The sequence below is a fragment of the Cyanobacterium sp. genome (assembly GCF_054166785.1).
The window spans coordinates 142,756-154,783 of sequence record NZ_JBSZCP010000018.1 but is presented as its reverse complement, the minus strand read 5'-3'; the positions used below and the strand labels follow the sequence as shown (position 1 = coordinate 154,783).

Here is a 12,028-nt window from a genome sequence, read left to right as displayed (position 1 = left end):
CAAAAGTTAAGGATAAATCAAAGGATACTCCTCCACGGGAATATAAACCCCATCACATTGGCCCTTATAACGATACTCCACCAAACTAAACTGATTATCGAGCCACTGATAAACCCCATAACTACCACAATCTCCCAAGCCCCTCGCTTTTCTATCCACTATCAACTGCTTCATGTCAGGGTCAAACTCCACCGCTCCCGTTAATAAAGAAGTTTCGCCAATTTGTAAACGTCCCCCTCGCTCCTCAAAAACCGTAAAACTTAAATCATAAATTTGATGTTGTGCTTGATTAGCATCATAAAAAAAATATTGATAACTCCCCTGATACGCCCCCACAAAACAAAAAACTTCCACCAAATATTCCGTAGTATTCAACTCATAAATATTAGTATTTTCAGTAGAGAGAAGGTGATTATCACTGTTGCAAATCCTTAAGCCCTCTTTTTCCCCAAGACTTTTAATAATTACCTCATCATCTAAAGAAGGAACATCCGCCAACCCTTCCAACCGAAGAAAAGAATTATTTTCACACCCCAAAACTAACTGTAGTGTCATTAGAACAAAAAGAAAGAAAAGATTATTGTTGTAATAAAAAATGTTTCGTTTTAACAATTTATAGGATGTAATGTATTTGCTTAAATGTAATCTTAACTTATATGATATAAGGTTAAACAACCAAATCATCGAGGGAAAAAGTTGAGTAGAAAATATTTATTTACCTCCGAGTCCGTCACCGAAGGTCATCCCGATAAAATATGTGACCAAATATCTGACACTATCTTAGATGCTTTATTAAATGAAGATCAATATAGTAGAGTAGCTGCGGAGGTTGTAGTCAACACAGGATTAGTCCTTATTACAGGGGAAATTTCCTCTAAAGCTCAAGTCAATTACATTGACCTAGCCCGTAAAAAAATCGCTGAAATTGGCTACACCGATGCTAATAATGGTTTTTCTGCCAATAGCTGTTCCGTCTTAGTGGCCCTAGATGAACAGTCCGCTGATATTGCCCAAGGGGTAAACCAAGCCCAAGAACAAAGGGAAAAACTCAGTGATGATGAGTTAGATAAAATCGGAGCAGGAGATCAAGGTTTAATGTTCGGCTTTGCCTGTGACGAAACCCCAGAATTAATGCCCCTACCCATCAGTCTTGCCCATAGGATGTCCAGAAGACTAGCCGCCGTTAGGAAATCTGGAGAATTACCCTACCTCGGTCCTGATGGAAAAACTCAAGTGACCGTAGCCTATGAAAACGATCGCCCCGTAGGCATTGATACCATCCTCATCTCTACTCAACACACCGAGACCATAGGTAATATTACCGACAACGACAAAATCCAAGCCACCCTAAAAGAAGCCATCCAAGAAACCGTCGTTAACCCAGTCTTCCACGACTTAGACATCAAACCATCCCACAAAACCCGTTTTCTGCTTAACCCCACAGGAAAATTCGTCATCGGTGGGCCCCAAGGAGACTCAGGCTTAACAGGTAGGAAAATTATCATTGATACCTATGGTGGTTATTCTCGCCATGGAGGAGGAGCATTTTCTGGCAAAGATCCCACAAAAGTAGATCGTAGCGCTTCCTATGCTTGTCGTTATGTAGCCAAAAACATTGTAGCCGCTGGACTAGCCTCAAAATGTGAAGTACAGGTAAGCTATGCCATCGGAGTCGCCCAACCCGTGAGCATCTTTATCGAAACCTTTGGTACTGCCAAAGTATCTGAAGAACAACTATTATTCGCCGTCAAAAATAACTTTGATTTACGCCCTGCCGGTATCATTCAAATGTTTGACTTGTGTTCTCTTCCGTCCCAGAGGGGAGGTCGTTTTTATCAAGACGTAGCCGCCTACGGACATTTTGGTAGAAATGATCTAGATTTACCTTGGGAAAAAACCGATAAGGTATCAGCACTTAAAAAAGAGTTGGGAATTTAAATCCCACAAGGGGAATACATATCATTTGGTGGGCATAGCCCACCGTAAAAACTATAGTTTTGGGGTTAATAATAGACCCTGACTTTGACCAAGAATAATATGGTTTAAATCTTTAATATCCTCAATATCTGGTAAATTGGGAGTAGTTAATTCTACTTTCCATTCCGTAGGATCTAACTGTAACCAATCAAGAAGGTTTATCTCTACCTTTTGTCCTTCCATATTGGCTACCATGACAATTTTTTTATCTGGATTTTTAGGATGAGACCTTACCCCATAAAAAATAGTAGCGTCATCCTCCTCAATCTTATTAAAACGATCGCCCCCATGCAAACTTTTCCCAAGCCATGGATGTTCATGGCGCAAATCTCTTAAACGAAGATTATACTTAGCAAGGGCAGGATCAACCGTTTTACTATAATGGGAAACATTACAAATCTCAGAGCAATCCTCCATAAACATCAAAGCCCACTGTTTGAGATTATCAATATCCAGATTTTGACAAAAAGCAATCATATTACTTTCCTTCATCTCCTTCATCTCTTGGATATTACAAGCCCCATCATCAAAACAAAGCTGACAAACCTTCACCACCTCCTGAAGATCATAATTACGAGCAATCATACTAGCATTAAGGGCGTGGGTAAACTCCCTCAACTGGTCCAACTTTTCAAAACCCAAAGACTTCATCCGTTGAAAAGCATCCTCCCGATGATAACGCTCCTCCGTCATCTGCCAGTCCAAAAAGCCCACTTCCTCCGATACCACCTTAACCCCATACTCCTCATCCGTATTACGGAAAAACATCCAAGGAGCGTGCATCAACACATTAATAAAATCCATCGGTAAACCCGGGCTAAAACCATATACCCACATCGACACCGCAGGATTATCATAAGCACCTCGAATTACATCATTAAGAGTTTCTCCCAAACGCCAATTAATCTCAAGGCGAGTATCCACCTGACTACCACGGCGTAAAGTATCATGATTTCCACACCCCGTAATCCAATTTTGTCCCTGGTACATCACCTCACATACCCGTTGCCATTTTTTACGCCAAAAACCTTTAATACTAGGAGTATTGTGAGCAAAAATTAACGGTCCCCATTGATAAGACTCTGGTTTTAGGTTAATCAAATCCATATAGGTTGATTTTGTTTCCCACCCTTCCTCTGGCCAAGGGCGCCCATCCTCAAAAATAGTAAATAATAATCTCTTATAACCACCAATTTCCTGAACTAAATCACTCATGGCAAGTAAATATTGATCATCCTGCTCTACCCTGCCCGTAAGGGGATTAAAGAAGCGAAAATCCTGACCACCATCAACCCGAATACCATCAGCCCCAGTATTAATTTTTCTCCGTTGCATTTCTAGCAAAATTGATCGAACCATGGGAAGTTGGTGGTTTAAATCCTGCCCATACATATTAGGTCCTTTGAAAAATTGATTATTAATTAGTAATTCTGCTTGGTTATCCGCATGACCATATACCAAATCATAAATTAGACCGATGGGCTTGTGAGGAAAATTATGTAATACGCCAATAAAATCATATAATTCATCAGGGCGTAAACTGGCTAAGATAGAAGGGCTAGTGGCGCTAGCTCCGATAATGGGCACATCATAACCCCAACCTTGAGTATTAGGTTTAGTAATTTTTACTTTAATGCCTTCAATGCTTTTGAAAATGTCATCTCCTTCGGGAATACTCCTTGGGGCAATACCGCAACATTCTTCGACAATCTCAAATAATCTACTATCCTGACTCAAGTCCTTACGATATTCGATGGTAGGCTCAACGGGAAGCAATTGCACCGCATCATAACCCACATAATGCTCTTCGTGGGGTTCGAGGGGTTGATTGGTGTTGATTTTTTTGGCAATGTTTTTATATATTTTTGTCAGGCCCGCCAAACTGCCTTCGGAAGACGCTGTACCTACATGGAGTTGTAATATATTAATGGGGGTAGAGGTGCGAGGGATATTTTCTTCGTCGGTGGTTCCCGTTAATTTAAAATATTCTAGGTCAGTTCTTTCTTTTTCTAATTTACCCATGTCGTACAACTCTGCGGGGGCAAACACTCCAAAGGGTAAGGAATGGGCTAGGGGATCTCTAATAATTTCAATTTGTCCGTAGGGGTTACGATAACGTAGCCAATAAAATGAGCCTAGGGTTTTTCTTGTACCTGCTTTCATTCCTTCGATGACACCCCAAAAGAATTTACCTCTTTTTTTGAGAAAAACACAATCTCTTCTTACTTCTATGATGTTACTTTCTGAGGATAAAATATCTTTTACTTTTATCTCTTGGGTGGGGGTAAATACTTCCAAATAAATCTCGTTAAGGTGCATTACTTCCCTTAGTAGTTGGGGAGTCCAAAAACCTATTTGGGTAAGTCCATCCTCTCTGTAGTTAGCTCCAAGATAAGTGGCTACTTGTTGGTTTTCTTCAAAAACGGTATTGGATGATTTTTCAATTTTTTTGATTTTATTGATCAGTTTTTTCGTTTCTGATTCTATGAGGGAGATTTTTGTTTTTGTTTTGGTTTCCACGGTCAATTATTCTCTATTTTTACAATCAATAGCTTTAAAATCACACTGATATTTTTATGAATAAAAACTACTTTTCATTTTCTTTATTATAGTCAATATCCTTTTTTTGATAGGATATAAAGGGGATTTCCTCTTAATGATCATTCATGACGGTAAAGCTATATTGACCAATTATAGACCAAGTTTTTCTATTTGCACTTTAGTTTAATTAGATGACATAATTTTTTGATAATTTAAAATACTGATAATAAAAATTATATTTTGATTTTATGATGAAATTTTATACTCTGGATGTTTTTACAAATCAACTTTTTTCTGGTAATCAATTGGCGGTGTTTCCTGATGGGGAGGGGTTAAGTGATGATGATATGCAAAAAATTGCCATAGAGTTTAATTTTTCAGAGACTGTATTTGTATTTGATGATGAGCAGACTAATTTTCAGTTAAGAATTTTTACCCCGGGAGGAGAAATTCCTTTTGCTGGACACCCTACCATCGGTACGGCTTTTTTGTTGGCTAAATTGGGTAAGTTTAATTTAAATGCGGGGGAAACGGAGGTTGTATTTCGAGAGGGGGTTGGGGATGTGCCTGTTACTGTTTTTCGGGATGGGCAGAATAAAATTTGGACTCAGTTAAAAGCCCCTTGCCCCCCTGATTTTTATACGGACTGTCCTTGTAAACAGGATTTGGCTCAAATGTTATCTTTGGAAATGGATGATTTGATGGTTGATAATTTTGTGGTGGAGGGGGCTTCCTGTGGTTTGCCTTTTTTGTTGATTCCTCTGGCTAGTAAGGAGGCTTTGGGTAAGGCAAAGATTGATCTAGGGATTTGGGAAAGGGTGTTAAAAAATTCTTGGTCGCCCCATGTCTATATTTTTGTGCAAACTGGGTACAGTAGTTTTCAGGTGAGAATGTTTGCTCCTGCTCTTAATATCACGGAAGATCCCGCTACGGGTTCGGCGGCCACGGCTTTTGCTGGTTATTTGGCTAAATATCAGCCCGAAAGTGAGGGGTGTTGGAGTTGGGATATTTTTCAGGGTTCGGAAATGGGGCGCCCTAGTAGGATAAAGGCGATCGCCCTTAAACAGAACAATAGGATTAAGGAAATTAAAGTGGGGGGAGAATCGATAATCGTAACAGAGGGAAATTTAAAGTTAAGTTAAATCACAAAAAATGTAAAGTAAATAGTTAATAATTAATTATTTTTTTAATAAAGTTAGCGAATAACTATAATATAAAGATATAGACGAATAAAAGATGAATATGTCCACCAGCCCAGACGATTTAATTCTTTGCCAGTGTATTTTTAGCACCCCCAAAGATACCGCCCTAAAAATACCCTTCGGAAAATTGGACGATAGCGAACATCTCTCTCGTTATGCCCTCGCTATTTCCTATGAGCAAGATACCATAGAACCCTTTGCCCAGAAAGGAAACATTTCCTACTACGAACTTTTAGTCACGGATACCCAACCAGAAAAATTATCATCCCTAGACGAAAATTTAGAGAAAGTAGTTGAATTTGACCGTAAGAGTCTGATGGAAGCGGGAATACCCGGTTTGGCTTTTCCATACCTAACTTTAACGGAATACTCTCCCCTCATTCCCGATTTACTAGATGCTTGGCAAGACCAAGAAGGACAAGAATACGTAATCATTAATCAAAGAAGTAATTGGGAATCTTTGAGCCAATATTTTACCCACAAAAATGTTCCTAGTAACCAAATTTTCCACCATCTCCAAACCATGGTTAAACTTTGGAAAGACCTACACAAGTTGAAATGTTCCCAAACTCTTTTAGAAAAAGATAACCTCGGGATTGGTGATTCGGGAGATTTGGAAATTAAAAAGTTATATTTTGATGATCTTGATAATCCTCCCCATGTCAGACAATTAGTGGAGTTCTGGATTATAACCTTAGAAGAAAGTAATCAAACCGACAGAGCCACCAGTATCAAAGCATTGATGACACAAATAGAAGAAGGTCACATCGACACCATCAAGGAGTTATCTGATGCTCTTAACCTAATCTATCAACAAGCTCAATTAGATGATTTATTAGATGATAGTGAAGGAGAATTGGTTATTCCCGCTGATGATGAACTAGAGGAACTTACGGATCAATTTGATTTTGATGAAGTTGATGATGATCAAGATGCCACGGTAATCAATAATGAGAACAGTATCGATGAACAACCCACCATTGTTTTACCCATGACTCTGTTAAGTTTGGCGGAGTGTGGCATGACTGACATTGGCATGAAACGTTCCCACAACGAAGATTGTTTTGCGGTGGAGACAAAAATTAATAAACGGGAAACTCCCCAAGGTACTTCTTGTACTGGCAAAGGATTCTTTCTGGTGTGTGATGGTATGGGAGGACACGCCGGGGGTGAAGTGGCAAGCGCTTTAGCTGTTAAAACCATCTATAAATATTTCCAAGAGCATTGGCAAGATGAGTTACCCGATGAAGAAACTATCAAAGAAGGTATTTGGGAAGCGAATCGAGTTATCTATGATGCCAACATTGAAAAGGGTAATCTTGGGGCAGGAAGGATGGGTACTACCGTAGTAATGACCCTTGTAAAAGATAACAAAGTTGCGATCGCCCATGTGGGAGATAGCCGTATTTATCGAATTACCAGAAAATGGGGCCTAGAACAAATTACCGTAGATCATTCCGTAGCTTACGCAGAGATGAAAAACGGCATTGAACCAGAAATTGCCTTTGCCCGTCCCGATGCCTATCAACTCACCCAAGCCTTAGGCCCTAGAAAAAGAGAATTTGTTCATCCTGATGTAAATTTTTTGGAAGTAAAAGAAGACACTCTATTTTTGATGTGTTCCGATGGTTTATCCGATAATGAACTATTAGAAAATAACTGGCAAAGCGCCCTTTTACCCCTACTCAGTGTCAAAGCAAATCTTCAAGAAGGTGCAGCCCATCTCCTAGAACTAGCCAATCAAATTAACGGTCACGATAACATTACCTGTATTTTGGCAAGAATAAAAGTTCAACCCAATTTAGAACAGAAAAATCCTCTATTATAGGGTGCTATCAAAGATAGCTTTAGGTTTTTCAGCGCTAGGGTTTGCAGGCGTTGGTGAATTAAGCTATGATTTTTAGTTTAGTTCGGCAATGGGCAATGGTAATAATAGTTCTAGTATTATATATTTGCTGTAGTTTAATGATGTTTCATACCCAAAATAAGCAACACCAGCTCACAGATTAATTGAAAATAATATTAAGAAAAATAGCTCATTTCATTGCACAATATAAAATTTTTCTAAAGATTTGGTGAACCTGATTTATAAATTCTGAGTCTATAGGGGCGTAGTAAAAAAACTACTTCGTACTAATTCATTTACTCAATATTTTCACTTAGATTTATCAAATCATTTCCTATGAAAAAAGTTCAATCTTTACTATCCAAATTCTCCATTAGCGCCTTTGCTCTTGTTTTTGCCGCCAACTTTACCATCCCTTCCCATGCCCTAAACACCTCCTCTGATACCGCCAATCAAAGCAATAATCTTGCCATGATGCACGGTGACGGTGAACACGATGAAGAAGCAATGGAGATGATGGAAGAATCATCAGAAGAAACCATGGAAATGGGCTTCAAAGTGATGACAGCCATGTTATCTGGTAGTAATATTTATCCCGAACCTGTCATGACCAATGCAGGAGGAGTGGCCGTAGCCATCTTGAGTGAAGACAACACTTTAATGGTATATGGTAGCTTCAACGGCTTGAGTAGCCCCCTCAGAGACTATGAAACCGATCCTTTAGATCCTCCTAACCCTGCCATCACCTCCGCTGTACACTTACATTTAGGTACCCCTGAAGAAAATGGTCCTTTCGTCCACGCTTTATCTGTCACTACCTCTGAAGATGGTCTAAGTGGTCTTTTCACTGGTACTTATCAATTATCTGACGAAGAAGTTATGGCATTAGGAGAGGGTAATTTATACATTGATATTCACACAACCATGAATCGTGGCGGTGAATTAAGAGGAGTTATTCAGCAGTAGATTCTTCGGGATTAATCAATTAGGGGATTTTTGATAAAATCCAATAGGGTGGGTGCATAGCCCACCTTTTATTTTGTCTAGCAATATTTACCTCAATAATTGATGAATCCTATTGTTTTAGTTCACGGTTTTATGGCTCGAAGTACGGTTTTTAATAGAATGTTATCTTATTTGACTAATCAAGGGCATAATGTCCATGCTTTTGATTTGATTCCTTGTTATGGTACTGCTGATTTAAAAGTGTTGGCTCAACAGGTAAAACAATACATTGATAATACTTTTGCAAAGGATGAAAAAATTAATTTAATAGGTTTTAGTATGGGGGGTTTAGTTACCCGTTATTATTTGCAAAGATTGGGCGGTACAGAAAAAGTAGATAAGTATATTAATATTTCTGCTCCTAATAATGGAACTTTCATGGCTTATTTATTACCCTTAAGGGGTGTTTGCCAAATGCGTCCGTTGAGTAATTTTTTGTTAGATTTAAATAAGGATATAACTACAAGTTTATCGAAGGTAAAATGTTTATTTTTGTGGACTCCCTTTGATCTTATGATTATTCCTGCTAAAAGTACAGTGATGGAGTCTTTTGTGGCTGAAAGTTTTCCCATCCTCAATCATCGATGTATGGTTAGTAATCCCAAGGTTTTAGAAAGGATTAATGATTTTTTTTCCGAAGACGGCTAAAGGTTTCTTGATAATATTGAGGATAGACGGGTAATCGTGGTTTTAAAAGCCAACCATGATTCGATAATATGTTGCTTAAATGGTTTAAGTTATTATGGCTATAATCAGGGTTAACTTCATCTTTGGGTACTATGCCCCCTAAATCTCTGACTCCTAATTCTAAACATTGAATGAGGGTTTTTTCATCTTCAATTAAGTTGGGGGGAATTTGAATAGTGATATTATTCGGTAATATTTGTTTTGCTTTTTTGATGGTGTCAAGCATTTCTGAGGAACTAAAATTATCGTGGGCATAATTATCTTTATTCCCCTTAGAATATGGTTGTAATATTACTTCTTGGATATGACCATATTTTTTTTGGATAAGTGCGATCGCCCTTAAACTATCCACACGATCCGATGGAGATTCCCCAATACCCAATAAAATACCCGTGGTGAAAGGAATCTGTAACATTCCAGCCCATTCAAGTTGTTGTAATCGAAGGTGAGGAATCTTGCTAGGGGCAAAACGATGGACAGTATCTAATAATGTGGGGGTAACTTGCTCCACCATCAAGCCCATAGAAGCATTTACCGCCTTTAATAACCCCATTTCTTCATAGCTCAAAGGTCCCACATTACTATGGGGAAAAAAGCCCATGGATAGGGCTAAATGGGCAATGTCATAAATTAGCTGTAACCAATCCCTACGCCTTTTTGAGAGAGGATGCACTTCCCCGCTAAGAATAAGAATTTCTGTCACCTCTTTCCCTTTTAGGGTAGATAAAATTTCCCTCGCCTTACCTAAAGTTAACCATACATCCTGTTGAGGATCGGTGCGAAAATTGCAGTAACTACATCGATTAAAACATTCATAGGTAGGCACTAGGGTAAAAGCAGGGCTATAGGTTACTATGCAGGGGTGATTCATTTTGGTTAGGGCGGGGAATGGGCAATAGGCAATGGTTTTTAGGCATTTATTTAATAATGGGTGCCAGATTTACGATGATGTACCGCTGTAATACCATCGTCTTTTAACAATTTACCAGCCTTGGCGATCGCATACATAACCCAATGATCACCACATTCGAGGCGATTTTTAACCTCACACTCCACATAGGCGAGGGCATTATTTAAAATCGGGCTACCGTTATCCGCCACATCATGATCAATATTCTGAAAACGATCTTCCCCAGGGGCAAAGGGTTTGAGAAAATGCTTCATTAACTCCACATATCTGCCCTCCTCAAGGATATTAAGGGCGAAACTGCTACCGATGGGCAACAAAGACTCGATCGCCCTTTCCTTCGCCACCGCAACGGTTAAACCGGGGGGGTTAAAAGTAGCCTGAGACACCCAAGAAGCCACCATGGCACCCTTTATCTCATCCCTTTGGGTGGTGACGATACATAACGAGCCTACCAAACGCCCCAAAGCCTGTTCAGTTCTGGCAGTGAGGGAATTGGCGGCGGCGGATTCCTTAGATTTAAGGGCTTTTTTACGTTTTTTCAGGGCTTGGGCAAAATCTGTTCCCGCTTCCTCACAGGTTTTTAACACCGCTTCGGTGGGTTTAAATTTGACTCGGATGGTATCAAAACCGAAACGATAACCCCCATCCCTAAATTTATTTTCCAACAAATCAATGGCTTCTCCACTCCAACCAAAAGAACCGAATGCCCCTACTAATTTATTCTTATCGGCGTTGGCAAGGGCGATTCCTAGGGCGCTTTGGATTTGGGTAGGGGCGTGACCGCCGAGGGTGGGAGAACCGAATATGAAGCCTTCACAGCCCTGTATGGCGGTTTTTATTTCCTCACTTCCTGCAAATTCAGCGTTGATGGATTCTACCCTTACCCCTGCTTTGGTGATGCCACGGGCGATCGCATTGGCTAGGGTGGCCGTATTACCATAGGCGGAGGCATAGACGAGGGCAACATTAAGGGTTTGATTTTTCTGGGCTTCTAGCCACTGTTGATATAACCCCGTTAATTCCGTTAAACCGTAACGCACTAAGGGGCCATGGTTGGTGGCATAGATGAAAGATTCTTTTTCCTTCACCTTCTCAATGGCTTTACTCACTTGGGTGGCATAGGGTGCGATAACACAATCGAAATAATGTCTTCTATCTTCCTGATAAATACTCCAACCTTCATCCAAAATTTGATCTCCGCACACATGGGCAGAGAATAATTTATCGGTGTAAAATACCTTAGTTTGGTGATCGTAGGTTAAAAGTTGATCAGGATAACGGGGGTTAGGGGTGGTGATAAATTCTAGTAAATGCCCTTTTCCTAAATCTAATTGAAATTCATTTTTGACGGCTTCTATTTTGAGGGGATTTTTGGCGATGGTTTCTTGATAGTTATTCTCGAAAATAGTTTGTAAGGATTTTGCCCCCGTGTTGGAGATGATGATGGTAATTTGGGGGGCTTTTTGTAGTAAGGTATTGATGGTTACTGCCCGATTGGGGTTGATATGTCCTAAAATGAGATAGTCAATTTTTTCTAGGTTGATTCTTTTTTCTAGGGCATCGATAAAAATATCGGTAAAAGATTCCCCTGGGGGATCAAATAGGGCGGTTTTTTCTGCTTCAATAACAAAAGAGTTGGCTGTGGTGCCTCGATTTAGTCCATATTCTACTTCAAATTTGAGTCTGTCCCAAGTACGAGAACGAAACAGTCTTGTATTAAGGGCGATCGGGGTAATTTGAACATCTTTTGATTTTGTCATATTATATTCGGGGTTTTATAATTTTTTTGTTAACGGGGAGTGAAATAAGCTATTTTTTATCGATATTGTATATTTTATCCCCTAACTCCCATCTGTCTCT

Annotated in this window: 9 protein-coding genes; 5 read left to right on the top strand and 4 right to left on the bottom strand. The window is 39.5% G+C overall.

Features of this window, described 5'->3' with window-relative positions; genetic code table 11:
* Positions 1 to 6: 6 nt before the first annotated feature.
* On the bottom strand, positions 7 to 555 hold the full coding sequence (locus tag ACXITR_RS03190) for a DUF1176 domain-containing protein (protein WP_457995783.1): 549 nt from the start codon (positions 553 to 555) through the stop codon (positions 7 to 9).
* 141 nt (positions 556 to 696) lie between these two features.
* Between ACXITR_RS03190 and metK the strand changes: the two genes are divergently transcribed.
* The gene (gene metK / locus ACXITR_RS03185) at positions 697 to 1,938 is read left to right on the top strand and encodes a methionine adenosyltransferase (protein WP_457995782.1); all 1,242 of its coding nucleotides are present in this window, start codon (positions 697 to 699) and stop codon (positions 1,936 to 1,938) included.
* A gap of 51 nt (positions 1,939 to 1,989) precedes the next feature.
* On the opposite strand, the gene gghA is transcribed toward metK, so the two are convergent.
* On the bottom strand, positions 1,990 to 4,497 hold the full coding sequence (gghA, locus tag ACXITR_RS03180) for a glucosylglycerol hydrolase (RefSeq protein WP_457995781.1): 2,508 nt from the start codon (positions 4,495 to 4,497) through the stop codon (positions 1,990 to 1,992).
* Positions 4,498 to 4,766: 269 nt separating this feature from the next.
* Between gghA and ACXITR_RS03175 the strand changes: the two genes are divergently transcribed.
* From ACXITR_RS03175 to ACXITR_RS03160, 4 genes are all read left to right on the top strand, one after another.
* Complete coding sequence (locus tag ACXITR_RS03175) at positions 4,767 to 5,660, top strand: PhzF family phenazine biosynthesis protein (protein ID WP_457995780.1); 894 nt, start codon at positions 4,767 to 4,769, stop codon at positions 5,658 to 5,660.
* Between the two features lie 94 nt (positions 5,661 to 5,754).
* Positions 5,755 to 7,548 carry a serine/threonine phosphatase gene (locus ACXITR_RS03170; RefSeq protein WP_457995779.1) on the top strand — a complete coding sequence of 598 codons (1,794 nt, stop codon included), beginning with the start codon at positions 5,755 to 5,757 and terminating at the stop codon, positions 7,546 to 7,548.
* Between the two features lie 354 nt (positions 7,549 to 7,902).
* Positions 7,903 to 8,532, top strand: a complete 630-nt coding sequence (locus ACXITR_RS03165) for a CHRD domain-containing protein (RefSeq protein WP_457995778.1) — start codon at positions 7,903 to 7,905, stop codon at positions 8,530 to 8,532.
* A 102-nt stretch (positions 8,533 to 8,634) separates the two neighbouring features.
* Positions 8,635 to 9,219, top strand: a complete 585-nt coding sequence (locus ACXITR_RS03160) for an esterase/lipase family protein (protein ID WP_457995777.1) — start codon at positions 8,635 to 8,637, stop codon at positions 9,217 to 9,219.
* Here the strand turns inward: ACXITR_RS03160 and cofG are convergent.
* Together cofG and ACXITR_RS03150 are read right to left on the bottom strand one after the other, a co-directional pair.
* Positions 9,191 to 10,129, bottom strand: a complete 939-nt coding sequence (cofG, locus tag ACXITR_RS03155; RefSeq protein WP_457995776.1) for a 7,8-didemethyl-8-hydroxy-5-deazariboflavin synthase subunit CofG — start codon at positions 10,127 to 10,129, stop codon at positions 9,191 to 9,193. The two genes, ACXITR_RS03160 and cofG, sit on opposite strands and share 29 nt — an antisense overlap.
* Before the next feature lie 50 nt (positions 10,130 to 10,179).
* The gene (locus ACXITR_RS03150) at positions 10,180 to 11,928 is read right to left on the bottom strand and encodes a diflavin flavoprotein (RefSeq protein ID WP_457995775.1); all 1,749 of its coding nucleotides are present in this window, start codon (positions 11,926 to 11,928) and stop codon (positions 10,180 to 10,182) included.
* Positions 11,929 to 12,028 lie beyond the last annotated feature (100 nt).

Excerpts from the sequence above, each read along its gene's own strand:
- cofG (WP_457995776.1), bottom strand. The coding sequence starts at position 10,129 with ATGAATCACCCCTGCATAGTAACCTATAGCCCTGCTTTTACCCTAGTG.
- ACXITR_RS03165 (WP_457995778.1), top strand. The coding sequence starts at position 7,903 with ATGAAAAAAGTTCAATCTTTACTATCCAAATTCTCCATTAGCGCCTTT.
- ACXITR_RS03170 (WP_457995779.1), top strand. The coding sequence starts at position 5,755 with ATGAATATGTCCACCAGCCCAGACGATTTAATTCTTTGCCAGTGTATT.
- ACXITR_RS03150 (WP_457995775.1), bottom strand. The coding sequence starts at position 11,928 with ATGACAAAATCAAAAGATGTTCAAATTACCCCGATCGCCCTTAATACA.
- ACXITR_RS03175 (WP_457995780.1), top strand. The coding sequence starts at position 4,767 with ATGATGAAATTTTATACTCTGGATGTTTTTACAAATCAACTTTTTTCT.
- ACXITR_RS03160 (WP_457995777.1), top strand. The coding sequence starts at position 8,635 with ATGAATCCTATTGTTTTAGTTCACGGTTTTATGGCTCGAAGTACGGTT.
- ACXITR_RS03190 (WP_457995783.1), bottom strand. The coding sequence starts at position 555 with ATGACACTACAGTTAGTTTTGGGGTGTGAAAATAATTCTTTTCTTCGG.